We start from the raw sequence: 26,010 nt of genomic DNA on the forward strand, positions 1-26,010 counted from the left end.
GCAGAAAATTCATCACGCGCAGACCGGCCGCGCGTAGCGGCGCGGTGGTGCGGGCCCAGGCTTGCAACACGCGTGGCGGTGCCCCAAATCATGAACCATGAGCGATCATGTTACCAGCCGTGCGCCAGCGGAGCGCAACGCGATTGCGCAGCGAAACCTGTTCTGGCCCGGTGATGGCGCGCCGCCGGTGGAGTGGCGCGTTTCCGACGGGCTCATCGACTATGAGCATGCGGTCGCCGAGATGGAGGCCCGCGTCGCCGCGATCCGCGCCGGCACGGCACCCGAACTCGTCTGGCTGCTAGAACATCCGCCGCTTTATACCGCCGGAACCCGCGCCAACCCGAACGACCTCGTGGCCCCCGACCGTTTCCCGGTCTTTGAGACAGGACGCGGCGGCGAATACACATATCACGGTCCTGGCCAGCGGGTCGCCTATGTGATGCTCGATCTGAAGCGGCGCAGGGAAGACGTACGCGCCTTCGTCGCCGCGCTCGAGGAATGGATCATCGAGACACTCGACGCGTTCAACGTGAAGGGCGAGCGGCGCGAGGACCGCGTCGGCGTTTGGGTGGTGCGGCCGGAGAAGCCACTATCGGCCACTGGCGCGCCAGCCGAGGACAAGATCGCGGCCATCGGCGTGCGGCTGCGCAAATGGGTGTCGTTTCATGGCATCGCCATCAACCACGAACCGGACTTGTCGCATTATCAGGGCATCGTGCCATGCGGGATTGTCGATCACGGCGTGACCAGTCTTGTCGACCTCGGCCTCCCAGTCACAATGCACGACCTCGACCTGGCATTGCTCCAGTCGTTCCGTAGCGTGTTCGGCGCGGCAGAGCCGGAAGCCCCATCAAAATAGCTGGCGGGCGGCCCACGCCAGCGCCAAAGCGTGGATCGCGACCACACTGGCAAAAGCCAGTCCGAGCGCCACTCGTTCGCTATCCGACATCGGCGTCAGCGCAGTCTTGGGCTCATGCGATGTCCGGGCGGTGACCACACCCAGAAAGGCGAGTACGCTGGCCGCAACCACCATCGCACTCCATGGCAGCCCGGCGACGCGCCCAACCACCACCAGCACAGCCAGCACAGCAAATGACGCGCCGGCCATGCCCCAGGCGCTTCGAAAAATCTGGCGAAGCACCTGCCCGCCGTCAAACTTCCATACCGGCATCAAATTGCCGAGGTTGAAAAACGCGGCGATCATGATGACGATCAGGACCGTCCGGTACTGCGGCTCCGTCATCCCCGGCTGATGCTCCATCGAGGCCCAGATCAGCATCGCCACCGGAAATGCGGAGAAACCCGCTCCCATCAATGCGGCGAATCCGACCTCGAAGCGCTTGTCGTAGGGCCGTCCACCCATGGCAATGCCGCCCAACAGCGGCAGGAAGACCATGCGCACCGACTTGTGCCCAGCAATGCGGAAAGCCGCCAGATGACCCAGCTCGTGCATCCCGACAACTGTCGTCAACGTGATGGCCAGGAACAGGCCGTTCGCGTTGAGGCCAAAAAAGGGCCAGATGATGAGCGCCGACAGCACCGCCATGCCAAACTGCGTCGCCGGATGGTCGAACAGGCCGCCCGGCCGGAACCTCCCCGTCTCGGCCCATGTCTGCAGCTTTCGCGCCTGTCGGCGCAGCGCAAAGAAGCGGTAGATCGGGAAGGCCAGGCCGCGGTAGCGGTCGGTCTCGGCCAACACAACATCTGTGGTGCCGTTGTCCTTCGGCTCCAGGCGGACATCCATGCGGTAGTTTTCCCAGAAGCTCTGGGCCAGCGAAGTATCGTCGGTGTAGTGCAGCGTAAACCCGTCCATCGGGGTCTCGTTAGAGATCTCGATACTACGTTCGATGGGCGCGTCATCGCGACCGATGTGCGACGTCACCACGCGGCCGGTGCCCTTTCCAGTCTGCGTGACCGATACAGCCGCGCCATTCCAGCCAAAATCGGGTCCAAACGGATACACAGCGCTCCAGATTCGGTCGCGTTCGGCGGCAATGTTTACGCTGCGCGAAACGGTAATGCGGCCCACCGGGGCAGACAAAACCAGCCACAGCAAGCACACCACAAACACCAACAAGCCGGCACTGCCCAACACCAGAAACGCCCCCGTTACGTTTGGAGAAACCATAGCGTTTACGGCTTTAGGAATGCTGAATCCGGCGACCACCGTTTTACCGATCCGCGCATTCTGCCCGCCGTCAGCCTTTGCACTCGACATTGCAGGGTAAACAATGCTCAATTCCTGCAATTGTCGGGCGAATAGTCGGGAGGGAACACGCCATGAAAACACGTGCAGCCGTGGCATTCGAAGCAGGCAAGCCGCTGGAAGTGGTCGAGGTCGATCTGGAAGGCCCAAAAGAGGGCGAAGTCCTCGTTGAGATCATGGCAACCGGCATTTGCCACACGGACGAATTCACGCTGTCGGGCGCGGACCCCGAAGGCATCTTTCCAGCCATTCTCGGTCATGAGGGGGCTGGCGTCGTGGTGGATACAGGCCCCGGCGTCACCAGCCTGAAGAAAGGCGACCATGTTATTCCGCTTTACACACCGGAATGCCGGGAATGCGAGTACTGCCTCAACCCGAAGACCAATCTGTGCCAGGCAATCCGCACGACCCAAGGCCAGGGCCTGATGCCGGATGGCAGCAGCCGCTTCTCCATCGATGGCAAACCCGTTTTCCACTACATGGGAACGTCCACCTTCTCCAACTTCACTGTGCTACCGGAAATCGCCCTTGCCAAGATCCACCCCGAAGCGCCCTTCGACAAGGTCTGCTATATCGGCTGTGGCGTGACGACCGGCATTGGCGCAGTGATCAACACCGCCAAGGCGGAGCCCGGCTGCCGGGCCGTAGTGTTCGGCCTCGGCGGCATCGGGCTCAATGTGATTCAGGGATTGCGCCTGATCGGCGCCCGGCAGATCGTGGGCGTGGACCTCAACAACGACAAGAAGGAATGGGGCGAACGCTTCGGCATGACCGACTTCGTCAATCCTTCAGAGATCAATAGCGATCTTGTCGCCCATCTGGTCGAATTGACCGGCGGCGGCGCCGACTATTCCTTCGAGTGCATCGGCAACGTCAAGGTGATGCGCGCCGCGCTGGAATGCGCGCACAAGGGCTGGGGTGAATCGATCATCATCGGCGTTGCCGGGGCGGGCCAGGAGATTTCAACGCGGCCGTTCCAGCTTGTGACCGGCCGGTCCTGGCGCGGCACCGCGTTTGGCGGCGCGCGCGGCCGCACCGACGTGCCGAAGATCGTCGACTGGTACATGGACGGCAAGATCGAGATTGACCCGATGATCACGCACAAGCTCAGCCTTGATGAAATCAACAAGGGCTTCGACCTGATGCATGAGGGCAAGTCGATCCGCGCGGTTGTGGAATTCTAGGTGTTCGTCGTCGGGTTCCGCTTCCGTGGTCGCGAGCAATCCGGAAGCGGCTAGGCGCGTAACCTGATCGCCCCTTTGAGCGGCAGAGCGGTTTCCGCTGTGTCTTGACTTCCAATGCTGTCAAGCCGTCAGTGTTCGAGCAATAAAAGGGGTCTTTCACCCCAAACTCCAAACTTCTTTTTCTGCTCGTCCGCCGTGCTATACAAAAAACACTGCGCACGACATTGTTCGATAAACCCGAAAACTGACACACGAAAACACACAGGTGAGATCATGGCAAGCCAGTTCGTCGGCGAAGTACATGTAAGATGGGTTGGCAACTCCGGGCCCGACCGGGATATGCAACTGACCGATCCGTTCGGCTATGTTGACCCGGAAGGCAAGACATGGTCGGTACCGGCCGGCACCGTCGTCAATGGCGCCTCAATCCCTCAATTCTTCTGGACAAGTTTCGGCCCGCCTTTTGTTGGCGACTACCGGCGCGCATCCGTGGTGCACGACCACTACTGCGTGACGAAAACCGAGACCGCCAAGGCCACGCACCGGATGTTCCACGACGCTTGCCGAACCGGCGGTGTCGGCGCCCTCAAAGCCAAGCTGATGTACAATGCGGTCCGAACCTTCGGACCGAACTGGAGCGGACCGTCGATGGAAGAACTGCCAGGTGCAGTGCCGATGGCAGTGCCACAAATGCGATCGGTCGATGAAGGCGCCTTCCACGAACTGGAAAGGTGGATCGAGGAAAGCAATCCGTCGCTCGATGAGATAGACGAAAGGATCGATCATCTGGGGCCGCTGCTCGAAATCCCCACCGGATAGCATCCGCCCCTTGAGATTGCGGCACGGCTGGCGCATAGAGGCGGCATCGGAAACTCCCCTCTCTTCACGCAAGGACTAATGACGCAAATCCGCGGACCGGAGATCTACGTCGACGCCGACGCCTGCCCGGTGAAGGATGAAATCCGCAAGGTGGCCTCACGCCTCGGGCTTCATGTCACCTTCGTTTCGAATGGCGGCTTGAGACCTTCACGCGATCCGATGATCGCGCATGTGGTCGTCGGCGCCGGGGCGGACGCGGCGGACGACTGGATTGCCGAGCGTTGCGTTGAAAGCGATATCGTCGTCACCCAGGACATCCCGCTTGCCGCGCGCTGCGTGGAAAGAGGTGCGCTGGTGCTTGGCCCCGGCGGGCGCGAGCACACGCCCGAGACCATTGGCATGGCGGTGGCGATGCGCGACCTCAAACAGCACTTGCGCGAGACCGGCGAGGATCGGGGCTTCAACCGGGCATTTTCGTCCGCCGATCGTTCGGCCTTCCTGCAATCGCTGGACCGCATCTGTCGCCGGGCCGTCAAGGCCGCGCAAGAATCGAACAGGAGCATTTGATGGAAACCGTGTCCGAAGCAAAGGCACATGGCGGTGTCCAAGGCGTCTACAAACACCAGTCGGAGGCTACCGGCTGTGAGATGACGTTCGCGGTTTTCGTGCCGCCGCAGGCCGCCAAGGCGCCCTGCCCGGTTGTCTGGTATCTCTCCGGGCTGACCTGCACGCACCAGAATGTCATGGACAAGGGCGAATACCGGCGGATGGCCGCCGCGCTTGGCCTGATCATCGTCTGCCCCGACACCAGCCCGCGCGGCGACGGTGTGGCTGACGATCCGGACGACTGGCAGATCGGCAAAGGCGCCGGCTTTTATGTCGATGCGACGGAGGTGCCCTGGGCCGATCACTATCGAATGTATTCCTACATCGCCGAGGAACTGCCGGACCTGATCGCCGACAGTTTTCCGGCTGACATGGACCGGCAGGCGGTATTCGGGCACTCGATGGGCGGGCACGGCGCGCTGACGCTTGCCCTGAAGAACCGGGCCCGTTTCCGCAGTTGTTCGGCTTTTGCGCCAATCGTCGCCCCGTCGCAAGCCGAATGGGCACGCAAGGCGTTTGCGCTCTATCTCGGCACCGACGAAAAGAAATGGCGGCAGCACGATGCCACATGCCTGGTCGAGGACGGGGCGCACTTTCCCGAGCTTCTCGTCGACCAGGGCGCCGCAGACGGCTTTCTCGAGAGCGGACTGATGCCGCATCTGTTCGATGAGGCATGCCGCAAATCGGGCATTGCGCTGACGCTCCGCATGCAGCCCGGCTACGACCACTCCTATAACTTCATCTCGACCTTCATGGACGACCACCTGCGGTGGCACGCCGATCGGCTCCGTTGAGGCAAGCCAGAGGAAACACAATGCCAGATCACAACATCTTTTCCGAAATGCCCGATGCCGACACGCTGGGCGGACGGCTGCTGCGGGCGCGTGATGCGTCGGGAATGACCGCCGCACAGTTTGCGCGCCGGCTTGGGGTCAAGTCCGCAACGGTGCAAGCCTGGGAGAGCGACCGGTCCGAACCGCGCGCCAACCGGCTGTCGATGATCGCAGGCATTCTCAATGTCAGCACGCCGTGGCTGCTGCACGGCGTCGGCGAAGCACCGGCCGACGATCCGCGCAATGACGCAATCGCCGTGCTGCACGGGCAGGTCCAGAAACTGCGCAAGGCGCATGAAGAGGCCGCTGCAATCCTTGATCGCGTCGAAAACGAACTGGTCCGGCTTCAGCGCCGCGAAGGCTGATCGGCTCAGGCGACCTTGTCGAAGAGCGGTCGCAACGCCGGATGAATCTTGGGCGACTCGTCCCGGATGAACTCCAGCAGCGCGCGCTCGTTTTCGTGCAGCTTGCCATCGCGCCCGATACGCTCGGCGAGCCAGTCGGCTTCCGATGCATCGATTGCTTCGGCGGCGCTGTTGGCGCGCTCGAAAGCATCGTTTGAGCGTGCGAATGCATTCTCGACGCCCGAAGTCTGGCGCAGTGCATCGGCATAGCCGCGCAGCCCATCGGCGAACATGCGCGAGAAAAAGCCGCCCAGATTGACCGACGTGTCGTCCAGCCAGTCTTCACGACGCAGCGCCTCCTCGCGGCTCGGCGGCGTGTAGCCTGACGCCTGCATCAGCGCGCAGGCGATCGCCTTGACGAAGAGTTCGGTCCAGGCCGGGTGATTTTCCGCCTCCGACGTTTCGTCGTTGATTTCGAAAAGGACTTCGGCTTCCTCGCGGCTGATACCGATGGCGTTGTCGCCGCTGACGGCGTAGAGCACGCGGCGCAGGAATGCCACCTCGTCCTCGCCGATGACGCCGGCGCGCAAAGCACGGCCATGCGACAGCGCGCCTTCACCGCGGATCACCGCATGTGCCACCTGCTCGAGGCCGAATGCGGCAAGCGAGGCGGGAACCCCTTTGGCCTTGTCAATCACCTTGACCAACAACTCCAGTTCGCTGCGGTGATCGACGACGCCGTCATTCGCAATCGAACGAACGAGCCATTTCGCGTTCTCGTCGGAGACATAGCCGACCGGCGTTTCGCGGTTGACGAGGAAGTCGGCAACCGCCTCGACAAAGAACTCGACCCAGCTATCCGGCTTTTCCGAAACCGCCTGATCGACCGCGAACAACGCCTCAGCTTCCTGTCGGTTGACGACACCGTCGCCATAGACCGAACGGCGAAGAAGCAGCACATCTTCGTCGGTTACCGTCTTTTCGGCAATTATGCGCGGCAGCGGCTGCGCAACTCCAAATTCACCCATCGCGATTTCCCCTGATCCGGAAACAACTCTGGGCTGTATCGTAGCGGAACGGCTTTGACATTTGGCTAAACCCCATGGTTAAGCAGCGCTTTGCCGGCCCGGTTAAGAAAGAGCTACGAAACGATGATCTCGGCGACAAACCTCGACCGCTTGGCCGCGGCCTATGAAGACGCGCTGGCGCTGGAAAAATCGGGCCGCGCGGATGAAGCCGCCGAGCGCTACCGTTTCTGCCTCGCGCTCGACCCGGACGACCGCTGCGGTGCCTCGGTTCGGCTGGCGTCGATGGGCATGGGCGACGACCCGCAAAAGGCGCCCGACCCTTATGTGGCGATGCTGTTCGACCAGCACGCCGACCGCTTCGATGACATTCTCACCGGACAGTTGGGTTATGCGGTGCCGATGCAACTGGCCGACATCCTTGACAGCGATCCTGTCCCGCGTTTCGCCCGCATGCTCGACCTTGGCTGCGGAACCGGGTTGTCCGGGATGACACTGGGCCATCTGTGCGACCATGCAACCGGCGTCGACCTGTCGGAGAAGATGGTCGACATGGCCGACGAACGGGCCTGCTACGACGCATTATATGTCAATGAGGCCGTGCATTTTCTGGAGGAATGGCGCGATGCCGAGGGCCCGGAATTCGCGCCCTTCGATTTGATCGTGGCGACCGATGTGCTGCCCTATGTAGGCGCACTGGAGCCGCTTTTCGCCGGCGTTGCCGCCAACACCATCCCCGGCGCCTGCTTCGCCTTTTCTTCCGAGACGCTTGCCGACGAAAAGTTCAACAGCAAGCCATGGCGCGTAACCCCCAACCAGCGCTTCGCGCATCACAGAGATTACTTGAATCGCCTGCTCCAAGATAATGATTTCAAGGATATTTCTTCATTTGAAGATATCATTGTTCGCCACGAGCAAGGCGCACCCATTCCGGGCTGGCTGGTGGTCGCGTGGAAGCGATAGGGACGACGTGGAAACACTGCCCCCCGATCACCTACCCCTCCCGCTCATCGAGCTTCTTCGGCGCCCAGCCCGGCCGGCCGAAGATATACATCCAGGCTTCGCCAAGCGACCGTGCGCCTTTCAGGTCGCGGAAGAACTGGGGCAGTTCGGAGAACCACACCACCACCGGGTTGACGCTGTCGAAGTCGCGCTTCAGCCCGTAATTGGGGCGCTCCTCCTCTTCCTGATAGGTGCCGAAGATCCGGTCCCAGATGATCAGGATGCCGCCATAGTTCTTATCGATATACTTGTCGTCGCAGCCATGATGCACGCGGTGGTTTGCCGGCGTGTTGAGAAACCTATCAAGCGGGCCGAGCTTGCCGATCAGTTCGGTGTGGATCCAGGTCTGGTAGGCGAGCACGACGAGAATGCCGAAGAAGACGAGCTCCGGCGGAAACCCGATCAGCACCAGCGGCAGATGGATGAGCGCCGTGATCACGCCTTCCAGCGGGCCGAAGCGGACCGCGACGCTGGCATTCATGTAGCGCGACGAATGATGCACCGCATGCTGCGTCCACAACACCCGGATCTCGTGCGCGAGGCGGTGCTCCCAGTAGTAGACGAAATCGCAGGCCAGCAGGGCGAGCGCTGCCGACCAGAAGGCGATCGGAAGCGTCCAGGTCACGAAGGTGTCGGCGACCAGCACGTATCCCACATAGGCGAATGCCAGCACGAAGGTTTCGGCCAGGACCGACGGTATCTGCGTCGAGATGCTGGCGACGATGTCCATGAAACCGCGCCCGCGAAGCGACCGCTCGAACAGCCCCTTGGCGATCTCGATCGCCAGGATGGCCGCGCCGATCAGGAAGAAGACGTCGTCAAAGGCCACGCCTATCTGCTCGATCTGTTCTGTCGTCATCGTTCAGCCTTTCCGGATCCGTTGGTGCCAAGTCCGTTGGCAAGAGTGCGCCATGCAAGGTCTGCCGCCTGCGCGTGAGTCGCCTCGCCGGCGCGCACGCTTTCCCAGGCTGCATAGAGCAGATTGTCGTAGGCCTGTGTGATCCACGCCGTCGGAACGGCGCGGTCGAATGTCCCCTCGCACTTGGCCTGTTCGACCGCGGCGCGCATCTCGTCGATCTGGAGCTGATAGGCGGCGGCGATTTCGGGGTCGCCGTCGAGCGGTTCGAGCGACAGGAAGCCATAGCGGTCGCCAAGCGGAATCAACGCAGCCAGCGAAAGCCGCAGGGCCTCCGTATGGGATTGCGCATTTTCGCACGCGACATCGACGGCTTCGTCCATCTCCTTGATCGCGACAAGCGCCAGTGCGCGCAGCAGGTCGTCGCGGCTGGCGAAGTGCCTATGCAAGGTCGCCCGACCGACACCGGCAAGCTCGGCGACTTCGGCAAGAGACGCACTGCGGTCGCGCCTGAAGACATCGAAGCCCGCGTCGATGATCGCGTCTCTGGTTGAAAGTCGAAGTGCTTTGCTCATAAGACATATATGTCTCATTTGAGAGTGAATACAATACCCGCTCGGTTTGCGCTGTTACCGGCAGCGGCTGAACACCAAAGAAGCAGCCCCCGCTTCAGCTGCGATCACGAAACCTGTTGGTGATCGGATAGCGCCGGTCACGGCCGAAATTCCGGCGCGTGATCTTTACGCCCGGCGCCGATTGTCGGCGCTTGTATTCGGCGATGTAGAGGAGATGCTCAATGCGGTGCACAAGCTCGCGGTCATGGCCGCGCGCCACGATGTCATCGACCGACATCTCGTGTTCCACCAGACATTCCAGAATGTCGTCGAGCACCGGATAAGGCGGCAGCGAATCCTGGTCGGTCTGGTCGGGACGCAGTTCCGCCGAAGGTGCCTTGTCGATGATGTTGGGCGGGATCACGATGCCCGTGGGCCCGAGTGCGCCGGGCGGCGTATGCGCATTGCGCCAGCGCGCCAGCCCGTAGACCTGCATCTTGTAAAGGTCCTTGATCGGGTTGAAACCGCCATTCATGTCGCCATAGAGCGTCGCATAGCCAACGCTCATCTCGCTCTTGTTGCCGGTCGTCACCACCATCGAACCGAACTTGTTGGAAATCGCCATCAGGACGGTGCCGCGTGTCCGGCTCTGCAGATTCTCCTCGGTGATCCCCTCGTTCGTACCAGCGAACAATTCGCCGAGCGCCGCCAGAAAGCCTTCGACCGGTTTGAAGATCGGTACAGTATCATAGCGACAGCCGAGCAGCCGGGCGCACTCCTCGGCATCGGCAAGCGATTCCGCTGAGGTGTAAGTGTATGGCAGCATCACCGCGCGCAAGCGCTCCTCGCCCAGCGCATCGACGGCAAGTGCGGCGCAAATCGCCGAATCGATACCGCCGGACAAGCCCAGCACCACGTTCTTGAAACCGTTCTTGTTCACATAGTCGCGCAGACCAAGCATGCAGGCGCGGTAATCGGCCTCCTCGGCTTCCGGAATGCGCGACACAGGGCCGTCGGAGCAGAACCAACCCTCCTCGCCGCGCTTCCATGTCGTCACCGCGACCTGTTCCTCGAACTGGCTCATCTGGAACGCCAATTTGCGGTCGGCGTTGAACGCAAAGCTGGCCCCGTCGAACACCAGCTCGTCCTGTCCGCCCAGCATGTTGGCGTAGATCATCGGCGCTTCGCTTTCGATGATCTGCTTGATCACCACCTGATGCCGCACATCGATCTTGCCGCGGTAATAGGGCGAGCCGTTCGGCACGAGGAGGATTTCGGCACCGCTCTCGGCGAGCGTTTCGCAAACGCCCTTATCGCCCCAAATGTCTTCGCAAACGGGGATGCCAAGACGAACACCGCGAAAATCGACGGGCCCGCGCATCGGCCCGGCGTCGAAGACCCGCTTTTCGTCGAACTCGCCATAGTTCGGAAGGTCGACCTTGTACCATTCCGAGGTCACCTGCCCGTCATCGAGCACCATGACCGCGTTGTAGCGTTTGTCGCCACGCGCCAGCGGCACGCCAATGATGACGCCCGGCCCGCCATCCGCAGTGTCGGCGGCCAGGTCGCGAACCGCCTTCTCGCAGGCTGCCAGAAACGCCGGTTTCATGACTAGGTCTTCCGGCGGATAACCGGCGATAAAAAGCTCGGTAAACAGCACGAGGTCGGCGCCGTGCCGTGCCGCATCCGCCCGCGCCTCGCGCGCCTTGGCAAGGTTGCCGGCGATGTCGCCAACGGTCGGGTTGAGTTGCGCAACAGCGATGCGCAGGACGTCCTGAATGTCGCTCATGGCCGAGCATTAGCGCGCGTCGCCACGCCAAGCAATCGACCCGCGCAGGTTTTGGGCCGTGACCCAACGACCCCAAGCCGTGTCTTGAATTCGCCCTGTGCGCTGTCATTCTAGTTAGCGGTCAAGAAGGGTTCGAGAACGGGAACAGCATGTCGGAAAAGCCAGCCAACATCTGCGTCAAGGCGAAGGTCATCGGCCGCGTTCAGGGTGTCTGGTTCCGCGCATGGACCAGTCGGGAGGCCGACAAGCTCAGTCTCACAGGATGGGTGCGCAACGAGCCAGACGGCTCCGTTGCGGCGCTGATCTGCGGACCGCAAGACAAGGTGGACGCGCTGTGCCGACTGCTCTGGCAGGGCCCGGACGCTGCTGAAGTCTCGCGAGTCGAGATCGATCCAGCGTCTCCGCCGGGCGCGATCATGGGCTTCGATATCCGGCGTTCCTAGTTGAAGAACCAGGAGTCCCAGGCGAACACCCCGAATTGCAGCGAGTTGTGCCTGCGCTCCGGCCACGTGTCCGCGCCACCAGCTCCATAGGCGAAGAACAACGGCATCAGATGCTCGTCGGTCGGATGATTGTCGGCGACATAAGGCGCACGGTTAGACCAGTCGAGAACAGCCTCGCGATCCCCTTTCGCGAATTGCTCGGCAAACCACTCGGTAAACGCATTCACCCTGCCAGCCAGCTCCGGGTCCACGGCCTCACCGCCGCGCATGATCCCGAAAATGGCGCGCAGATTGTGGGTGATATGGCCGGAACCGAGCAGCAATACACCCTCTTCCCGCAACTGCGCGAGCGCCGCACCGACCGCATAGTGATAAGCGGCATCGCGGCTCGGATCGACGGAGACCTGCACCACCGGGATGTCGGCATCGGGATACGCCAGTATCAGGGGATTCCAGGTTCCGTGGTCGTAGCCGCGCTCCGGCATGATGCGCGGCGAAAGCCCGGCACCGCCCAGGAGGCCGGCGACCCGCCCGGCCAGTTCCGGATCGCCCGGCGCCGGGTAGACCATCTCGTAGAGTTCCTTCTGGAACCCGCCGAAATCGTAGATCATCCCCGGCTTCGGATCGCTGACGACCACCGGCCCGTCGGTCTCGAAATGCGCCGACATGACGACGATCGCCTTCGGCTGCGGCAGCAGGCTTGCCAGCGACGAAAGATAGTCGCGAGCTTCGGTATCCTCGATGACGACATTCGGTCCGCCGTGGGACACGAAAACGCTGGGCATGGCTGTCATGGGCTGTCTCCTTGACCGCCAAGATAATCGCGTTGTCCGCCGATTTCGAGCGCCGCCGGGGCGACGTAGCGTTCACCTATTCGAAACGGTCTGCGTGACCCTCCCGATCATCGGTCGCGTACTGCTTCAGTCCGTCGCCAATCTCATAGTAGCTGGGCTTGTCGGCCATGCAGATGTGATAGCCTGGTGTCAATGTAGACGGTTCGTCGAACGAACCCGCCATTATGGAAGTCTTGTCGCTGCCATCGCGCTTCCAGAACATCAGTGAACCGCACTTGCTGCAGAAGCCGCGTTTCGCATCGGGCGATGCGGCGTACCAGGTCAGTGATTCAGCGCCATCGATGTCAAGGTCCGCATCGGCACAGCCCGATGCGGCAACGAAGTGCCCGGTTTGCCGGCGGCATTGCGAGCAGTGACAAAACACCACTTCGCGCACCGGTCCGCTGATCGAGAACTTTACCGCGCCGCAGAGGCAACCGCCCGTTCTGGTGGTCATGCAAACCTGCTCCCTGAAACAAACAACGGGAGGAGCATAAAACTCCTCCCGCCATCAGAAGTGAATCGGCTGCGACACCGCATGCCGCAGGAATTATCCGTTGACCGCGATTTTTTGTTCATGATTGCCGCGACCGTTCTTGAGGTTCTCGGCCACCAGGAAAGCGAGCTCAAGCGCCTGGTCGGCGTTGAGCCGCGGATCGCAGTGGGTGTGATACCGGTCATGCAGATCGTCGGCGCTGATTGCGCGTGCACCGCCGGTGCATTCGGTCACGTTCTTGCCGGTCATTTCGATGTGGATGCCACCCGGATAGGTGCCTTCTGCACGATGCACCGCAAAGAAGCTTTCAACCTCCGACAGCACCCGCTCGAATGGCCGCGTCTTGTAGCCGCCAGCGGTGATCGTGTTGCCGTGCATCGGGTCGCAGGACCACACGACCTTCTTGCCTTCCCGCTCGACAGCCCGGATCAACCGCGGCAGATGCTCCTCGACCTTGTCGTGGCCGAAGCGCGCGATCAGGGTGAGCCGGCCGGCCTCGTTGGCAGGGTTGAGAATGTCGATCAGGTTGATCAGGTCGTCAGCCTCAAGCGACGGGCCACATTTCAGGCCGATCGGATTTTTCACACCGCGCGCAAATTCCACATGGGCGTGATCGGCTTGGCGGGTCCGGTCGCCGATCCAGATCATGTGGCCGGACGTCGCGTACCATTCGCCCGAGGTGGAATCGATGCGGGTCAGCGCTTCCTCGTAGCCGAGAAGCAGCGCCTCGTGGCTGGTGTAGAAATCTGTCTCCCGCAGCCGGGCATAGTTGTCCGCGGTGATCCCGATGGAGCGCATGAACTCCATGGCCTCGGAAATCCGGTCGGCCAGCGCCTCGTAGCGCTCGCCCTGCGGGCTGTCGCCGACGAAGCCGAGCATCCACTGATGCACGTTCTCCAGATTTGCGTAACCGCCCTGAGCGAAGGCGCGTAGCAGGTTCAATGTAGCCGCCGACTGGCGATAGACCATCTCCTGGCGATTGGGATCGGGAATGCGTGATGCTTCGCTGAAATCGATACCGTTGATGATGTCGCCGCGGTAGGACGGCAGTTCAACGCCATCCTTCTTCTCCACGTCGGATGAACGCGGTTTGGCGAACTGGCCGGCGATGCGGCCGACCTTGACCACCGGTTTGGAACCGCCGAAGGTCAGCACGATCGCCATCTGCAGGAACACCCGGAAGAAGTCGCGGATCGTATCGGCATCATGCTCGGCGAAGCTCTCGGCGCAATCGCCTCCCTGCAACAGGAAACCTTTGCCCTCGCACACATTCGCCAGCTGGTTCTTCAGCGCCCGCGCTTCACCTGCAAAAACCAACGGTGGATAGGTGCGCAGACGGGCCTCGACCGATTCCAGCGCCTTGGCGTCCGGATAGGTCGGGACCTGCAGAATTGGCTTGTTCCTCCAACTGTCAGGTGTCCACGTCTGTGCCATTGTACTTACTCGCTTCAGGTTTTGCGTGATTTTCCGCCGCGGCTTCTTTCCGAAGGGGCGCGACAATGCGCCCCTATAAGGCAATCGGGAACCGGTTTCCAGAGGCTAGAGCGTATCCGTGTGCTCAACACCGTGCTCTCCGAGCAGCGCATCGAACAGACCGCGCTCCTTCTCGCTGGTCTCGACATGGCGGGAATAGCGCGGGGCGTGCCGGTCGCGAATGACCGGCGCGTGAAAGGCGTGCGTATCAACAAGGAAGCGGTGGACGTAGTTTTCGCCATATTCCTTCAGATAGCCCTGCAGGACCGCATCGAGATAACTTTGCAAGATACCGTGCCGGCGGTTTTCATGGACCGGCGGGCGCGCTTCATAAATGAAGATCGGCCCCTCGAACCCGAAATCGATCTCCAACTCGATATCGCTGGCATGCACGACCCGGCGGTCATAGCCGCCTTCGCGCTCGTCGAGAGCCGGCAGGTTCTGCATCTGGTCGAACACCAGGAGCCCCGGCAGGCTGTGCTCGTCGTCGCTCTCCGCCTTCACGCTCAGCATCGAGATCGCATGCTCTGCCTTGTAGGAGCGGTCCTGCCAGTGACGCCGCCAGCCGCGCACGGCCGCGCGGATGGCGCCGTGCGTCTCGGTGCGGTGGGTCGTCCGGTTTACCAATGATCCGTAGCCGAAGTAAGCAAACAGCTCACCGCTCTCGGCGGCCCATTTGATGGTGTCCTGGGTCTTTCGATCAATCATTTCGGCGGTGGCGAGTTGCTACAGTTGATATTGACGCTTACGTAAATAGTACAACGCTATCGTTCAAGCGATCACGGGTGAGAACCATGGCACTGATGGTCTTCCAGGATGTATTCCCGGCCGGGCCGGATACTGTCATCGAAGATCCCATCCAATTCCGTGCGGACGACGGTTTTCCATTAAACGGCACGGTTTTCAAGAACAGCGACGGAAATGCACCGGGCCCGCTTGTGCTGATTTCGTCCGCTGCGGCGGTTCCGCGCGGCTATTACGCCAACTTCGCCCGCCATCTCGTCGCTGCCGGCTGCGCTGCCGTTCTCACCTTCGACTATCGCGGCCTGCCGGGCTCGCCACGACCGGCGGATTGGCGCGACCGTATCAACATGATCGATTGGGGCGCACGCGACTTTCCCGCAGCCATCCGCGCGATCGAGTCCCATGATGGCGCCCGCGCCATGGTCGGCATCGGCCATTCCTATGGCGGGCAGGCGCTTGGCGTATCCCAGGCGTCGGAGCGCTTTTCACGCTATGCCGCTGTCGCCACCTTGTCGGGATATTGGCGCAACACCGCCGAGCCCTTGTCGGTGCTGTTCAAGATGAACGCGATTGGCGTGCCGCTGACGATGATTTTCGGCAAGACGCCGGCATGGAGCGGCATCGGCGAACCTTTGCCCGGCACCGTGTTCCGCGACTGGGCCAAATGGTGCCGCAGCCCCCGCTACTTCTTTGACGACCCGGCGCTCGACATGGCCGACCGCTTCGCCAAGGTCGAGACGCCGATCCTGTCACTCGGACTGCACGACGACGTTTGGGGAACGCCGAAGGCGAATGCGGGTCTGATGGATTTCTATCGCAATGCACCTGTCGAACAGCTCTGGCTGGGGCCGGAGGACACGGGCGGCGTCCCTGTGGGCCATTTGGGCTTCTTCCGCCGCCGCTTTGCCGACACGCTTTGGCCGCGGCTGACGGATTGGCTTCTGCGATAGGCGGTTGCCGTCAGGCCGCCGCCTTCTCGCCGTTCCGGACGCGATACGAGGGCTGATACATCGTTACCAGTTCCTCGGCGGCGGTCGGATGGACGGCCATGGTCGCGTCAAACTGGTCCTTCGTGGAGCGCGCCTTCAAGGCGATGCCAAGAAGCTGCGCCATCTCTCCCGCGCCTGGCCCGACGACATGCGCGCCGACGACGACGCGGCTGTCCGCGTCGACGATCAGCTTCATCAGCATCTTCTCGTTGCGCCCGGGCAGAATGTTGTGCATCGGACGGAAGACCGCCTTGTAGACCTCGAGTTCCGCATAGCGCTCGGTCGCCTGTGCCTCGGTCAAGCCCACCGTGCCGATTTCCGGCTGCGAGAAGACGGCGGTCGCAATCGCCTCGTAGTCCGGCTTTATCGGGTTGTCCTTGAACGCTGTTTCGAGGAAGCACATCGCTTCATGAATGGCGACCGGGGTCAGTTGCACCCGGTCGGTGACGTCGCCCACCGCCCAGATATGATCGACATTGGTGCGCGAGTAGTCGTCGACGATGATCGCGCCGGACCGGTCCATCTCGACACCGGTATGCTCGAGGCCAAGACCGGCGGTGTTCGGAACGCGCCCGAGCGCCAGCATGACCTGGTCGACGGTTTTCGTTTCGCCTCCAGACAGCAAGGCTTCGAGCCGGCCATCGGCGCGCCGCTCGATGTTCTCGAAAACCTGGTGGCAGATGACGTTGATGCCCTTTGCGATCATCGTTTCCTGCAGATGGTCGCGCACGTCCTCGTCGAACCCATTGAGGATTTTCACGCCGCGGTAGAGCAGCGTGGTGTCGACGCCCAGCCCATGAAAGATGTTCGCGAACTCGACCGCAATGTAACCACCGCCGGCGACAATGATCGATTTCGGCAAGGTTTCCAGATGAAACGCACCGTTGGATGTGATGCAGTGTTCGTGGCCGGGCAGTGCCTCATGCAGGTTTGGCCGGCCACCGGTCGCCACCAGGATGGTTTCGGCGGTCACGGTTTTTCCCGTGGCTTCCAGCAGAACCTCGTGCGCCGACACGAAAGATGCGCGGCTGTCGATTATGTCGACCTTGTTGGTGTCCAGGCCCTTGCGGTAGATCGCCTCAAGCCGGTCGATTTCGGCATCCTTGTTGGCGAGCAGTGTCGGCCAGTCGAAAGCCGTTTCGCCGACCGACCAGCCATAGCCGGGCGCATCCTCGAAGTGTTCGGAATACTGGGAAGCATAGACGAACAGCTTCTTCGGCACGCAGCCGCGGATCACGCAGGTTCCGCCCATGCGGTACTCTTCGGCGAGGCCGACCCGTTTTCCCATCGCGCCGGCAAGCCGCGCCGCGCGCACGCCACCCGATCCTCCGCCGATCACGAACAGATCGTAGTCATAGCTGGCCATCTCAAACCTCTCCTGGCTTTCCCGAAACTCCGCCCGACTTAGTAAAGCGCGCGGCAAAACAAAAGGCCCGGCGTAATCGCCGGGCCTCACGGACCATCAAACCTTTGTGTGATCAGTTCTGCGTCGCTTCGCCGGCGCCGTCTCCGCCTGCCCCGGTAGTGTTGGCGCGCAGGCCCGAGGCGTTCATCTTGGCGATCACGTTGTCCAGCAGATCGCGCTCGATGCCGCGCCGCCAGATGCCAGCCGCGCCGCTGACTTCGCGGGCTACGATCGGCCCGTTGTCGATCAGCTTCTGCCCGGCTTCTGTGGCGTAAAACTCCGCGATCTGGATGAGTTCCTGCTCGGAAAACACCTCGGCGTAGATCAGCGCCGCCTCGTTTTCGAGAATCGCGCGGCGCGTCACGAGCGCCAGGGTTTCTTCATCGACAATCGCCGAGATCTCGCCTTCGAGGTCCGGGTTGTTGGAGATCAACCGCGTTTTCAGCGATTCCGCCGAGACCGGCAGAATGGCGTCGAACGGATCAGTCGCCCGCAACGCGGTAATCGCAGTCCGGGCGGCTGCCCTGTGATCATCCGAGATCTCCTGCGCACGCAATTGCCCGGGTATTGCAATGGTCGCGGCGACGATCGCCACAAGCGTCAGCTTGGCCCAGCCGGCCGGTTGCATAATCATCGTTGCAGTCAACTTCTGTCTCCAATCATCTGTCCGGAGGACCGGACCGTTGCCTTTATCGGTTCATGCCTCGAGTGTGCGCACCGAGTCGGTCCCAGCCACGATCGCCATGGCCGCCATGCCGATGAACATCCCGTGCTCGACGACCCCCGGTATGCCATGCAGCAGTTCGGATACCGCCTTTGGGTCGGAAATGTGGCCGAAAGATGCGTCAAGAATATAGTGGCCGCCATCCGTCTCGAATGGCACGCCATCGCGCACGCGCAGCCGCAGTTCCCCTTCCAGGCCGAGTTGCGCGTAGACTTCGCTGATTGCAAGTCGCGTCGCTTCCAGACCAAATGCATTGACCTCGATGGGAAGCGGAAACGCTCCGAGCGAAGCGACGAGCTTGCTCTCGTCGGCGATCACTACGAACTGCTTCGACGCATGCGCGACGATTTTCTCACGCAGCAACGCACCACCGCCGCCCTTGATAAGGTTCAATCCCGGATCGATCTCGTCGGCGCCGTCGATCGTCAGGTCCAGCCGCGGCGCTTCATCCAGCGTCGCCAGCGGAATCCCCAGATCGAGACACAGCCGCGCCGTCCGCTCCGATGTCGGAACGCCGGTCACCTGAAATCCCTGCCCGACCTTCTCGGCCAACAAGCCGATGAAGGCTTCGGCCGTGCTGCCTGTCCCAATTCCGAGCTTCATGCCATGTTCGACATGGCCAAGAGCCACCTGCGCGGCGGCCAGTTTCAAATCGTCTTGCGATACCGACATCGTCACCCCTGATATCCGGGTCCGGTTATCACGCCGCCGCGCGCGCGCCAACAGGCAATGCAAAAACTCTTGCGTTGCGGCAATTGCCTGCGCGGACAACTGCGGATATGCGTCCCGCAACATCAACGGATAGACAATCATGAAGCCCCCGATCATCGTTTTCGATCTCGACGGCACGCTGATCGACACGGCGCCCGATCTGCTCGCGGCCCTCAATCACGCCCTTGACCGCGCAGAAATGGCGCCGGTCTCCAGCGAAAGCGATTTTCGCAGCGCGATCAGTCACGGTGCGCGCGCGATGATCGAAGACGCCTTTGCGTCGGCCGAACGGGACTTGCCAACCGAGTTGTCGGCCGAACTCCTGGACATTTTTCTCGTCCACTATCGCACCAACATGCCGGGCCTCTCGCGCCCTTATGAGGATGTAATGTCAGTTATCGCCGGCTTTGCGGATGCCGGCTACATTGCCGCAGTCTGCACCAACAAGGTCGAGGCGAATGCCATCGCGCTATTGAAGGCGCTGGAGATCGACTCGACCTTCGCCGCGATCTGCGGCCAGGATACGTTCCCGGTCCGCAAACCCGACCCCGGTCACCTGTTCGGTACCATAGAAATGGCCGGCGGCGATGCGGCCCGCGCCATCATGATCGGCGACAGCGAGACCGACATCCGCACCGCCCAGTCGGCTGGCATTCCCGTGGTCGCGGTCGACTTCGGCTACACCGACCGCCATGTCTCGGAATTCGGTCCGGATCACGTGATTTCGCACTACAGCGAGCTGTCGCCAGCGCTCGCCGAAACGCTGATCGGAAAGGCGCGCGCAGCCGGTTGACTAACATGCGGCGTGCGGACTATATCCGCGCGTCTCGGCAGGGCGGGCGATTAGCTCAGCGGGAGAGCACTCCCTTCACACGGGAGGGGTCACTGGTTCAATCCCAGTATCGCCCACCATTCACTTCGACTAATCCGCACGATTGAACTGCAATCACTCCTCGCGGCGATCCACGACTCGGCGGGCCTTGCCCTGCGAGCGTTCAACGCCCGACGGCTCCTGCATGACGATTTCCACCGACACGCCGATCACGCCCTTTATGCGGTGCGCCAGCGATCCGGCGAGCGCCTTGGCCTCTCCTGCCGCGCCCGGCACCGGCTCGACATGCACCATCATGCGATCCATCCGGTTCTCGCGCACCAGTTCGATCTGGTAGTAAGGCGCGAGGCCTTCGACCGCGAGCACTTGTTCCTCGATCTGCGTCGGGAAGATGTTGACGCCACGCAGGATGATCATGTCGTCGGAACGGCCGGTGATCTTCTCCATCCGCCGCATCGAGCGCGCCGTGCCCGGCAGCAGGCGGGTCAGGTCCCGCGTCCGGTAGCGGATGATAGGCAGCCCCTCCTTGGTGAGCGTCGTGAAGACGAGTTCGCCAAGCTCGCCGTCCGGCAGCACGGCGCCCGTCTCCGGGTCGATGATCTCGGGGTAGAAATGGTCTTCCCAGATATGCAGCCCGTCCTTGGTCTCGACGCATTCATTCGCCACGCCCGGGCCCATCACCTCCGACAGGCCGTAGATATCGACGGCATGCATGTCGAAACTCTCTTGAACCTCGGCGCGCATCGCCTCCGTCCACGGCTCGGCCCCGAAGATGCCGACTTGCAGCGAACTGTGCGACGGGTCGATGCCCTGGCGCCGGTACTCCTCCAGGATATTCAGCATGTAGGACGGGGTCACCATGATGGTGGTCGGGCGGAAGTCCTCGATCAGCGTCACCTGGCGTGCCGTCATGCCGCCTGAAACGGGCACCACCGTGCAACCGAGCTTCTCGGCGCCGTAATGCGCCCCTAGGCCGCCGGTAAACAACCCGTAGCCATAGGCAACATGGACGATGTCGCCGGGCCTTGTGCCGCTCGCCCGCATCGACCGCGCCACCACCGTTGCCCAGGTGTCGATGTCATTGGCCGTGTAGCCGACGACAGTCGGCTTGCCGGTCGTTCCCGACGAGGCGTGGACGCGCACGATTTGCTCGCGCGGGACGGCGAACAAGCCGAAGGGGTAGTTGTCGCGCAGGTCGGATTTCCCGGTGAACGGAAACTTTCCCAGATCGGCCAACGACTTCAAGTCGTCTGGATGCACACCCGCCGCGTCGAAGCTCGCGCGGTAGAACGGCACATTCTCGTAAGCATGGGCGAGCGACCAGCGCATCCGTTCGAGTTGCAGCGCGGCGATTTCGTCGCGCGAAGCGATCTCGATCGGCTCCAGACTTTCGCGCGGTGGGGTGAGATCCTTCATGCCTGCTCCCTAGTCTTCATAGAGGGTCCCGCTGAGCGCCCTGCTCTGTCCGCGGAATTCGGCAATCACTTCGCCGTCCCCGCGCGTCACCGTGACATCGTAGATGCCGGTACGGCCGGCAAGCCGCTGTTCTATGGCGGTTGCCGTAACGACGTCGCCAAGGCGGCCCGGCGCCAGATATGTGATCGCATTGGACTGCGCCACGGTGATCCGGTTGCGGCTGTTGCAGGCAAAGGCAAATGCCGTATCGGCCAGCGCGAATGTCACGCCGCCATGCAGGATGCCATGCCCGTTGCAGTGGTGCGGCATCACTTCAAGGCGGAACACCGCCTTGCCCTCGGCGACCTCGACCTTCTCCATGCCGAGCCACTTTGACGCCGCGTCGGTGGACCACATGGCCTCAGCCGACTTCTGCGCGACCTCCTCGGCGGTCACGGCGCTTTCCCGGTGAATTTCGGGGCGCGCTTCTCCAGAAACGACTTTACGCCCTCGGCAAAGTCGGGACTGACGCCGCAGGCGCGTTGCAACTCGGCCTCAAGAGCCAGTTGCTCTTCGAATGTGTTGTCGGCGGCGGCCTGTATCGCCCGCTTGGCGGAGGCCAGTCCGAAGGTCGCACCCCCGGCGAGACGCTCGGTCATGGCCCGCGCTTCGTCCATCAATTCGCTGTCCGGCAGGCATTTCCAGATCAGGCCCCATTCGGCGGCGGTCGATGCCGACAGCGGCTCGGCGGTAAACGCCAGCGCTTTGGCGCGCGCCTCGCCGATCAACCGGGGAAGCGACCAGGAACCGCCGGCGTCGGGCATCAGTCCGACCTTGGCGAAGGCCTGGATGAAGCGGGCGCTTTCGGCGGCGAGCACGACATCGCAAGCCAACGCGATGTTGGCCCCCGCACCCGCCGCCACGCCGTTGACCGCACAGATGACGGGGCACGGCATGTCGCGAATGAGCTTGAGTGTCGGATTGTAGAGCGTTGTCAGGGTCTCACCGAGATCGGGCGGCCCGCCCATCGCCTCGGGATCCCGGTCGCTGAGATCCTGTCCGGCGCAAAAACCCCGACCAGCGCCTGTCAGCAATATGCCGCGTGCGCCATTCTTCCGCGCGTCTTGAAGCGCGGTCCGCAGTCCGCCATGCATTTCTTCGTTGAAGCTATTCAGCCGGTCGGGGCGATTGAGCGTAATTTCGCACCAGCCGTCATGCTGCTCGATGAGAACAGTGCCGGTCACCATTTTCCTCCCTTTTGAGGATTAGCTGGCACAATCCGCTACGGCGGTCAATCGACATGCTCGGACGGTTTCTGCATCCAGATCAGACCCCCACGTACTGCTCGGTCGTTTCGGCCGTCAGCGCTTCGATCGCGTCGGCCCACACGGTCTTGCCGCGCTCCAGAATGACTGCCCGGTCGGCGACGGCGCGCAGTTCCTTCATCGACTTGTCGATCACCAGGATGGCAAGTCCCGTTTCACGCTTCAGGGTCGTGATGGCCGACCAGATCTCGCTGCGCACCGTCGGCGCAAGCCCCTCCGTCGCCTCGTCCAGGATCAGGAGTTTCGGATTGGTCATCAGTGCGCGGCCGATCGCCAGCATCTGCTGTTCGCCGCCGGACAGCGAAGCCGCGCGCTGGTTGCGCCGCTCGCCAAGCCTCGGGAACAGCGACGCGACGCGATCGGCGTCCCAGTGGCCAGGCCGCGCGGTGGCGACAAGGTTCTCAAACACCGTCAGATCGCGAAAGCAACGCCGGCCTTCAGGAACCAAGCCAATGCCGAGCCGTGCCGCGCGATGGCTGGGAAGACGCGCGAGATCGTGACCGCCGAAACGCAATGTTCCCGACGCCGGCAGCATGCGGCAGATCGCCTTGACCGTCGTGCTTTTGCCCATGCCGTTGCGGCCCATCAGGGCGACGACCTCGCCTTCGCCGACCTCCAGATCGACCCCGAACAGGGCTTGGCTGATGCCGTAGGTCACTTCGATATCGGAAAGACTGAGAAGCACCGTCATGCCTCGTCACCCAGATATGCCTCGCGCACCGCCGGATTGGCGCGGATTTCATCCACGTTCCCGGTCGCGATTACCTTGCCATAAACGAGCACCGTGATCCGGTCCGCCAGCGCGAATACCGCGTCCATGTCATGTTCGACCAGCAGGATTGGCGCTTGCGCGCGCAACTGATCGAGAAAACCGGTCAGCCGTTTCGACCCACCGCTGCCGAGCCCGGCCATCGGCTCGTCCATGACGAAGGCTTTCGGCGCAAGCGTCAGAGCGACCGCGACTTCCAGCTGGCGCCGCTGGCCATGGCTCAACTCGGCGGTCCGGGTTGCCGCGTCTTCCGTCAGGCCGACGCGCTCCAGGGCATCCTCGGCGATTTCCCGCAGGCGGCGTTCGCCGAGCACAGGGCGGAACAGATGCCAAGGCGAGCCCGCCCGCCCGACAGCCCCAAGCATGACGTTTTGAAGGACGGTATCCTCCATCGCCAACGCCGAAATCTGGAAGGTGCGACCCAGCCCCATCTGGGCGCGCGCCGCCGTTGTCGTCGCTGTCACGTCCTGCCCCAGCAGTTTTACGCTGCCGCTGTCCGGTTTAAGGCCGCCGCAGATCTGCTTGATCAAGGTCGACTTGCCCGCGCCGTTCGGGCCGATGACGGCATGGATCTCGCCAGGCACCAGGTCGAGGGTGATGTCATCGCTCGCTTTCAGCGCGCCAAAGCTCTTGGTAATCCCTTGCGTTGCCAGGATCGCTTCAGTCATGGGCCTTCTCCCGTCCCGCGACAATGCCGATGAGACCGCCGCGCCCGAACAGCACGATCAACAGCAACAACAGGCCGAGATAGATGTGCCAGTAATCGCTCAGGCCGCCGAGCAGGTGCTCCAGCAGAACGAACAGGATTGCGCCGGCGACCGGGCCGAACAGCCGTCCCACGCCGCCGATAATGATGAAAATCATGATCTCGCCGGACGTCTGCCAGCTAAACATGGTCGGGCTGACGAAGCGGTTGAGATCGGCAAACAGCGCGCCGGCAAGGCCGGTGATCGCACCGGAGATGACGAATGCCGCCAGCCTGAGCCGCTTCGGATTCAGACCGACCGTCTCCACCCGTTCCGGTACCTGCCGCGCGGCGTTGAGCGCAAGTCCGAAGGCCGAGCGCGCCAGCCGCGCGTTGAACCACAGCACGGCGAGCAGGATCACCAGGCAGATGCCGTAGAACTGCAACGGCACCAGCGTGTTCAGGCCGGGAAAGCCGTTGCGCACATAGATCGACAGCCCGTCCTCGCCGCCATAAGCACTCCACGAGATCGTGAAGTAGAAGAACATCTGGCCGAATGCGAGCGTGATCATGATAAAATAGACGCCCGATGTGCGCAGGCTTACGAGGCCGATCAGGAAGGCCGCAATCGACGAGGCGAGGATCGCCGTCAGCCAGATCACCGGCATGGATTTGGTTCCCTCGATCAGGAACGGCCATTCCATCAGCGGCGCATAGGTCTGCGCGTGATGGGCGAGCACCCCCATCGCATAGCCGCCGATACCGAAGAAGACGGCATGGCCGAGGCTGACCAGCCCGCCGATCCCGAGCGCAATGTTGAGGCCGACGGCCGCCAGCGCGAAGATCACCGCTCGCGTCGCAAGCGTGATCGTGAACGGCTCGTCGGCGAAATACGCCCATGCCGGCACGATCACGAGCGCCGCGAAAAGGAACGCGTTGACATAACGTTCGGAGATCATGCCCGCGCTCCAAACAGCCCGGTCGGACGCCAGATCAGCACCGCCGCCATCAGGATGTAGATCGACATGGAGGCAAGCGACGAGCCGACCGATGTCGCGCTTGACGGTTCAAGAAACAGCTTGAAGAGTTCCGGCAGGAAGATGCCGCCCAGCGTGTCCGTCAGCCCGACCAGGATAGCGCCAACCAGCGCGCCCTTCACCGAACCGATGCCGCCGATCACGATGACCACGAAGGCGAGGATCAGCACCGGTTCGCCCATGCCGACCTGTACCGACTGGATCGCGCCGACCAGCGCACCGGCAAGCCCTGCCAGCGCCGCGCCAAGCGCAAAGACCAGCGTGTAAAGCCGCGAGATATCGACCCCGAGCGCGGCGATCATCTCGCGGTCGTTCTCGCCGGCGCGGATCTGGATGCCGATGCGGGTGCGCGCGATCAGGAGATAGAGCCCGAACGCCACCGCAAGCCCGATCGCGATCAGTGTCATGCGGTAGAGCGGGTACTTGATGTCGCCCGGCAGGCTGATCGGACCGGACAGGACGGCCGGGATGTCGAGGAACAGCGGGAACGATCCGAACAGCCAACGCGTGCCCTCCGAAAACACCAGGATCAGCGCAAACGTGGCGAGCACCTGGTCGAGATGATCCTTGTCGTAGAGCCTGCGGATCACGAGCAGTTCGACCAGCGCCCCCGCTGCGGCCGCGGCGATCAGCGCGGCAATCAGGCCGATGAAGAACGATCCGGTGGCGCTCGCGACAGCCGCGGCGGCGAACGCACCGATCATGTAGAGCGAACCGTGGGCGAGATTGATCAGCCCCATCACACCGAAGATCAGCGTCAGCCCGGCGGCCATCAAAAACAGCATGATACCGAATTGCAGGCCATTCAGGACCTGCTCGGCAATGAGCACCGCGCTCATGTCAATTTCCTTGTGTGGCGGAAACGAACGGAAGGCATCGCGTTGGCTTCCCCGCCATTGGGCCGGGGAGCGGGCGCACCGGCAAAACGGCG

At 62.4% G+C, this 26,010-nt stretch carries 29 protein-coding genes and 1 tRNA gene; 11 read left to right on the forward strand and 19 right to left on the reverse strand.

The genetic code is table 11. The features are described from left to right. The first annotated feature begins 97 nt into the window (after nt 1–97). On the forward strand, nt 98–859 hold the full coding sequence (lipB, locus tag ACO06R_RS13585; protein WP_421850819.1) for a lipoyl(octanoyl) transferase LipB: 762 nt from the start codon (nt 98–100) through the stop codon (nt 857–859). On the opposite strand, the gene ACO06R_RS13590 is transcribed toward lipB, so the two are convergent. Continuing rightward, the gene (locus ACO06R_RS13590; protein ID WP_421850822.1) at nt 851–2,305 is read right to left on the reverse strand and encodes a site-2 protease family protein; all 1,455 of its coding nucleotides are present in this window, start codon (nt 2,303–2,305) and stop codon (nt 851–853) included. The two genes, lipB and ACO06R_RS13590, sit on opposite strands and share 9 nt — an antisense overlap. On the opposite strand from ACO06R_RS13590, the gene ACO06R_RS13595 reads away from it, so the two are divergent. The 5 genes from ACO06R_RS13595 (at nt 2,281) to ACO06R_RS13615 (ending at nt 6,013) form a co-directional block, all read left to right on the forward strand. Beyond that, the gene (locus ACO06R_RS13595) at nt 2,281–3,390 is read left to right on the forward strand and encodes an S-(hydroxymethyl)glutathione dehydrogenase/class III alcohol dehydrogenase (RefSeq protein ID WP_421850825.1); all 1,110 of its coding nucleotides are present in this window, start codon (nt 2,281–2,283) and stop codon (nt 3,388–3,390) included. The two genes, ACO06R_RS13590 and ACO06R_RS13595, sit on opposite strands and share 25 nt — an antisense overlap. A 273-nt stretch (nt 3,391–3,663) precedes the next feature. Next, a complete protein-coding gene (locus ACO06R_RS13600; RefSeq protein WP_421850829.1) occupies nt 3,664–4,209 on the forward strand; it encodes a DUF1353 domain-containing protein in 546 nt (181 codons plus the stop codon). An 87-nt stretch (nt 4,210–4,296) separates the two neighbouring features. After that, complete coding sequence (locus tag ACO06R_RS13605; protein ID WP_421859411.1) at nt 4,297–4,776, forward strand: YaiI/YqxD family protein; 480 nt, start codon at nt 4,297–4,299, stop codon at nt 4,774–4,776. Beyond that, nucleotides 4,776–5,609 (forward strand): S-formylglutathione hydrolase, encoded by an 834-nt coding sequence (gene fghA / locus ACO06R_RS13610; RefSeq protein WP_421850832.1) that lies wholly within the window; start codon nt 4,776–4,778, stop codon nt 5,607–5,609. Before ACO06R_RS13605 ends, fghA begins: the two co-directional genes overlap by 1 nt. A gap of 20 nt (nt 5,610–5,629) precedes the next feature. Next, nucleotides 5,630–6,013 (forward strand): helix-turn-helix domain-containing protein, encoded by a 384-nt coding sequence (locus ACO06R_RS13615; protein WP_421850835.1) that lies wholly within the window; start codon nt 5,630–5,632, stop codon nt 6,011–6,013. Between the two features lie 5 nt (nt 6,014–6,018). Here ACO06R_RS13615 and ACO06R_RS13620 read toward each other — a convergent pair whose 3' ends face one another. Further along, nucleotides 6,019–7,020: a hypothetical protein gene (locus ACO06R_RS13620; RefSeq protein WP_421850838.1), complete on the reverse strand. Its 1,002-nt coding sequence runs from the start codon at nt 7,018–7,020 to the stop codon at nt 6,019–6,021. Nucleotides 7,021–7,143: 123 nt separating this feature from the next. Between ACO06R_RS13620 and ACO06R_RS13625 the strand changes: the two genes are divergently transcribed. Further along, complete coding sequence (locus tag ACO06R_RS13625) at nt 7,144–7,980, forward strand: class I SAM-dependent DNA methyltransferase (RefSeq protein WP_421850841.1); 837 nt, start codon at nt 7,144–7,146, stop codon at nt 7,978–7,980. Between the two features lie 31 nt (nt 7,981–8,011). On the opposite strand, the gene ACO06R_RS13630 is transcribed toward ACO06R_RS13625, so the two are convergent. From ACO06R_RS13630 to ACO06R_RS13640, 3 genes are all read right to left on the reverse strand, one after another. After that, nucleotides 8,012–8,878 carry a sterol desaturase family protein gene (locus ACO06R_RS13630; protein ID WP_421850844.1) on the reverse strand — a complete coding sequence of 289 codons (867 nt, stop codon included), beginning with the start codon at nt 8,876–8,878 and terminating at the stop codon, nt 8,012–8,014. Beyond that, complete coding sequence (locus ACO06R_RS13635) at nt 8,875–9,450, reverse strand: TetR/AcrR family transcriptional regulator (protein WP_421850847.1); 576 nt, start codon at nt 9,448–9,450, stop codon at nt 8,875–8,877. The genes ACO06R_RS13630 and ACO06R_RS13635 overlap by 4 nt, the downstream gene beginning before the upstream one ends. 94 nt (nt 9,451–9,544) lie before the next feature. After that, a complete protein-coding gene (locus ACO06R_RS13640) occupies nt 9,545–11,218 on the reverse strand; it encodes an NAD+ synthase (RefSeq protein WP_421850850.1) in 1,674 nt (557 codons plus the stop codon). A 149-nt stretch (nt 11,219–11,367) separates the two neighbouring features. On the opposite strand from ACO06R_RS13640, the gene ACO06R_RS13645 reads away from it, so the two are divergent. After that, nucleotides 11,368–11,661: an acylphosphatase gene (locus ACO06R_RS13645; RefSeq protein ID WP_421850853.1), complete on the forward strand. Its 294-nt coding sequence runs from the start codon at nt 11,368–11,370 to the stop codon at nt 11,659–11,661. Here ACO06R_RS13645 and ACO06R_RS13650 read toward each other — a convergent pair. The 4 genes from ACO06R_RS13650 to ACO06R_RS13665 form a co-directional block, all read right to left on the reverse strand. Next, nucleotides 11,658–12,455 carry a DODA-type extradiol aromatic ring-opening family dioxygenase gene (locus tag ACO06R_RS13650; RefSeq protein WP_421850856.1) on the reverse strand — a complete coding sequence of 266 codons (798 nt, stop codon included), beginning with the start codon at nt 12,453–12,455 and terminating at the stop codon, nt 11,658–11,660. The two genes, ACO06R_RS13645 and ACO06R_RS13650, sit on opposite strands and share 4 nt — an antisense overlap. Before the next feature lie 76 nt (nt 12,456–12,531). Next, nucleotides 12,532–12,951 carry a GFA family protein gene (locus tag ACO06R_RS13655; protein ID WP_421850859.1) on the reverse strand — a complete coding sequence of 140 codons (420 nt, stop codon included), beginning with the start codon at nt 12,949–12,951 and terminating at the stop codon, nt 12,532–12,534. A 93-nt stretch (nt 12,952–13,044) separates the two neighbouring features. Then, the gene (locus ACO06R_RS13660; RefSeq protein WP_421850861.1) at nt 13,045–14,424 is read right to left on the reverse strand and encodes a class II 3-deoxy-7-phosphoheptulonate synthase; all 1,380 of its coding nucleotides are present in this window, start codon (nt 14,422–14,424) and stop codon (nt 13,045–13,047) included. 105 nt (nt 14,425–14,529) lie between these two features. Continuing rightward, nucleotides 14,530–15,171: a gamma-glutamylcyclotransferase family protein gene (locus ACO06R_RS13665; RefSeq protein ID WP_421850863.1), complete on the reverse strand. Its 642-nt coding sequence runs from the start codon at nt 15,169–15,171 to the stop codon at nt 14,530–14,532. A gap of 86 nt (nt 15,172–15,257) precedes the next feature. On the opposite strand from ACO06R_RS13665, the gene ACO06R_RS13670 reads away from it, so the two are divergent. Further along, nucleotides 15,258–16,157 (forward strand): hypothetical protein, encoded by a 900-nt coding sequence (locus ACO06R_RS13670; protein ID WP_421850865.1) that lies wholly within the window; start codon nt 15,258–15,260, stop codon nt 16,155–16,157. 10 nt (nt 16,158–16,167) lie between these two features. Here the strand turns inward: ACO06R_RS13670 and gor are convergent, their stop codons facing one another. The 3 genes from gor to rpiA all read right to left on the reverse strand — a co-directional run bounded on the left by gor (nt 16,168) and on the right by rpiA (nt 18,997). Further along, complete coding sequence (gor, locus tag ACO06R_RS13675) at nt 16,168–17,562, reverse strand: glutathione-disulfide reductase (protein WP_421850868.1); 1,395 nt, start codon at nt 17,560–17,562, stop codon at nt 16,168–16,170. Between the two features lie 112 nt (nt 17,563–17,674). Next, nucleotides 17,675–18,247, reverse strand: coding sequence for a DUF2059 domain-containing protein (locus tag ACO06R_RS13680; RefSeq protein WP_421850871.1), 573 nt, complete (start codon nt 18,245–18,247; stop codon nt 17,675–17,677). Nucleotides 18,248–18,298: 51 nt separating this feature from the next. Next, a complete protein-coding gene (rpiA, locus tag ACO06R_RS13685) occupies nt 18,299–18,997 on the reverse strand; it encodes a ribose-5-phosphate isomerase RpiA (protein ID WP_421850875.1) in 699 nt (232 codons plus the stop codon). Between the two features lie 139 nt (nt 18,998–19,136). Between rpiA and ACO06R_RS13690 the strand changes: the two genes are divergently transcribed. Continuing rightward, on the forward strand, nt 19,137–19,829 hold the full coding sequence (locus ACO06R_RS13690) for an HAD-IA family hydrolase (protein ID WP_421850878.1): 693 nt from the start codon (nt 19,137–19,139) through the stop codon (nt 19,827–19,829). A 44-nt stretch (nt 19,830–19,873) separates the two neighbouring features. Next, nucleotides 19,874–19,948: transfer RNA gene (locus ACO06R_RS13695), tRNA-Val, on the forward strand. A 34-nt stretch (nt 19,949–19,982) separates the two neighbouring features. On the opposite strand, the gene paaK is transcribed toward ACO06R_RS13695, so the two are convergent. The 7 genes from paaK to ACO06R_RS13730 all read right to left on the reverse strand — a co-directional run bounded on the left by paaK (nt 19,983) and on the right by ACO06R_RS13730 (nt 25,918). Continuing rightward, complete coding sequence (paaK, locus tag ACO06R_RS13700; protein WP_421850881.1) at nt 19,983–21,284, reverse strand: phenylacetate--CoA ligase PaaK; 1,302 nt, start codon at nt 21,282–21,284, stop codon at nt 19,983–19,985. A gap of 9 nt (nt 21,285–21,293) precedes the next feature. Next, on the reverse strand, nt 21,294–21,719 hold the full coding sequence (paaI, locus tag ACO06R_RS13705; RefSeq protein WP_421850884.1) for a hydroxyphenylacetyl-CoA thioesterase PaaI: 426 nt from the start codon (nt 21,717–21,719) through the stop codon (nt 21,294–21,296). After that, nucleotides 21,716–22,510 carry a 2-(1,2-epoxy-1,2-dihydrophenyl)acetyl-CoA isomerase PaaG gene (gene paaG, locus ACO06R_RS13710; protein ID WP_421850887.1) on the reverse strand — a complete coding sequence of 265 codons (795 nt, stop codon included), beginning with the start codon at nt 22,508–22,510 and terminating at the stop codon, nt 21,716–21,718. Before paaG ends, paaI begins: the two co-directional genes overlap by 4 nt. A 79-nt stretch (nt 22,511–22,589) precedes the next feature. Next, on the reverse strand, nt 22,590–23,279 hold the full coding sequence (locus ACO06R_RS13715; RefSeq protein WP_421850890.1) for an ABC transporter ATP-binding protein: 690 nt from the start codon (nt 23,277–23,279) through the stop codon (nt 22,590–22,592). Next, entirely contained in the window at nt 23,276–24,025 is a 750-nt protein-coding gene (locus ACO06R_RS13720; RefSeq protein ID WP_421850893.1) for an ABC transporter ATP-binding protein, read from the reverse strand. The genes ACO06R_RS13715 and ACO06R_RS13720 overlap by 4 nt, the downstream gene beginning before the upstream one ends. Continuing rightward, a complete protein-coding gene (locus ACO06R_RS13725) occupies nt 24,018–25,001 on the reverse strand; it encodes a branched-chain amino acid ABC transporter permease (protein WP_421850896.1) in 984 nt (327 codons plus the stop codon). The genes ACO06R_RS13720 and ACO06R_RS13725 overlap by 8 nt, the downstream gene beginning before the upstream one ends. Next, on the reverse strand, nt 24,998–25,918 hold the full coding sequence (locus ACO06R_RS13730; protein ID WP_421850899.1) for a branched-chain amino acid ABC transporter permease: 921 nt from the start codon (nt 25,916–25,918) through the stop codon (nt 24,998–25,000). Before ACO06R_RS13730 ends, ACO06R_RS13725 begins: the two co-directional genes overlap by 4 nt. Nucleotides 25,919–26,010 lie beyond the last annotated feature (92 nt).

This window comes from Oricola sp., from assembly GCF_965230365.1.
Lineage (GTDB): Bacteria > Pseudomonadota > Alphaproteobacteria > Rhizobiales > Rhizobiaceae > Oricola.

What these genes read in the sequence shown, in the direction of transcription:
- lipB (WP_421850819.1), top strand. Translation starts at nt 98, where the DNA reads ATGAGCGATCATGTTACCAGCCGTGCGCCAGCGGAGCGCAACGCGATT.
- ACO06R_RS13595 (WP_421850825.1), top strand. Translation starts at nt 2,281, where the DNA reads ATGAAAACACGTGCAGCCGTGGCATTCGAAGCAGGCAAGCCGCTGGAA.
- ACO06R_RS13590 (WP_421850822.1), bottom strand. Translation starts at nt 2,305, where the DNA reads ATGCCACGGCTGCACGTGTTTTCATGGCGTGTTCCCTCCCGACTATTC.
- ACO06R_RS13600 (WP_421850829.1), top strand. Translation starts at nt 3,664, where the DNA reads ATGGCAAGCCAGTTCGTCGGCGAAGTACATGTAAGATGGGTTGGCAAC.
- fghA (WP_421850832.1), top strand. Translation starts at nt 4,776, where the DNA reads ATGGAAACCGTGTCCGAAGCAAAGGCACATGGCGGTGTCCAAGGCGTC.
- ACO06R_RS13615 (WP_421850835.1), top strand. Translation starts at nt 5,630, where the DNA reads ATGCCAGATCACAACATCTTTTCCGAAATGCCCGATGCCGACACGCTG.
- ACO06R_RS13620 (WP_421850838.1), bottom strand. Translation starts at nt 7,020, where the DNA reads ATGGGTGAATTTGGAGTTGCGCAGCCGCTGCCGCGCATAATTGCCGAA.
- ACO06R_RS13625 (WP_421850841.1), top strand. Translation starts at nt 7,144, where the DNA reads ATGATCTCGGCGACAAACCTCGACCGCTTGGCCGCGGCCTATGAAGAC.
- ACO06R_RS13630 (WP_421850844.1), bottom strand. Translation starts at nt 8,878, where the DNA reads ATGACGACAGAACAGATCGAGCAGATAGGCGTGGCCTTTGACGACGTC.
- ACO06R_RS13635 (WP_421850847.1), bottom strand. Translation starts at nt 9,450, where the DNA reads ATGAGCAAAGCACTTCGACTTTCAACCAGAGACGCGATCATCGACGCG.
- ACO06R_RS13640 (WP_421850850.1), bottom strand. Translation starts at nt 11,218, where the DNA reads ATGAGCGACATTCAGGACGTCCTGCGCATCGCTGTTGCGCAACTCAAC.
- ACO06R_RS13645 (WP_421850853.1), top strand. Translation starts at nt 11,368, where the DNA reads ATGTCGGAAAAGCCAGCCAACATCTGCGTCAAGGCGAAGGTCATCGGC.
- ACO06R_RS13650 (WP_421850856.1), bottom strand. Translation starts at nt 12,455, where the DNA reads ATGACAGCCATGCCCAGCGTTTTCGTGTCCCACGGCGGACCGAATGTC.
- ACO06R_RS13655 (WP_421850859.1), bottom strand. Translation starts at nt 12,951, where the DNA reads ATGACCACCAGAACGGGCGGTTGCCTCTGCGGCGCGGTAAAGTTCTCG.
- ACO06R_RS13660 (WP_421850861.1), bottom strand. Translation starts at nt 14,424, where the DNA reads ATGGCACAGACGTGGACACCTGACAGTTGGAGGAACAAGCCAATTCTG.
- ACO06R_RS13665 (WP_421850863.1), bottom strand. Translation starts at nt 15,171, where the DNA reads ATGATTGATCGAAAGACCCAGGACACCATCAAATGGGCCGCCGAGAGC.
- ACO06R_RS13670 (WP_421850865.1), top strand. Translation starts at nt 15,258, where the DNA reads ATGGCACTGATGGTCTTCCAGGATGTATTCCCGGCCGGGCCGGATACT.
- gor (WP_421850868.1), bottom strand. Translation starts at nt 17,562, where the DNA reads ATGGCCAGCTATGACTACGATCTGTTCGTGATCGGCGGAGGATCGGGT.
- rpiA (WP_421850875.1), bottom strand. Translation starts at nt 18,997, where the DNA reads ATGTCGGTATCGCAAGACGATTTGAAACTGGCCGCCGCGCAGGTGGCT.
- ACO06R_RS13690 (WP_421850878.1), top strand. Translation starts at nt 19,137, where the DNA reads ATGAAGCCCCCGATCATCGTTTTCGATCTCGACGGCACGCTGATCGAC.
- paaK (WP_421850881.1), bottom strand. Translation starts at nt 21,284, where the DNA reads ATGAAGGATCTCACCCCACCGCGCGAAAGTCTGGAGCCGATCGAGATC.
- paaG (WP_421850887.1), bottom strand. Translation starts at nt 22,510, where the DNA reads ATGGTGACCGGCACTGTTCTCATCGAGCAGCATGACGGCTGGTGCGAA.
- ACO06R_RS13715 (WP_421850890.1), bottom strand. Translation starts at nt 23,279, where the DNA reads ATGACGGTGCTTCTCAGTCTTTCCGATATCGAAGTGACCTACGGCATC.
- ACO06R_RS13720 (WP_421850893.1), bottom strand. Translation starts at nt 24,025, where the DNA reads ATGACTGAAGCGATCCTGGCAACGCAAGGGATTACCAAGAGCTTTGGC.
- ACO06R_RS13725 (WP_421850896.1), bottom strand. Translation starts at nt 25,001, where the DNA reads ATGATCTCCGAACGTTATGTCAACGCGTTCCTTTTCGCGGCGCTCGTG.
- ACO06R_RS13730 (WP_421850899.1), bottom strand. Translation starts at nt 25,918, where the DNA reads ATGAGCGCGGTGCTCATTGCCGAGCAGGTCCTGAATGGCCTGCAATTC.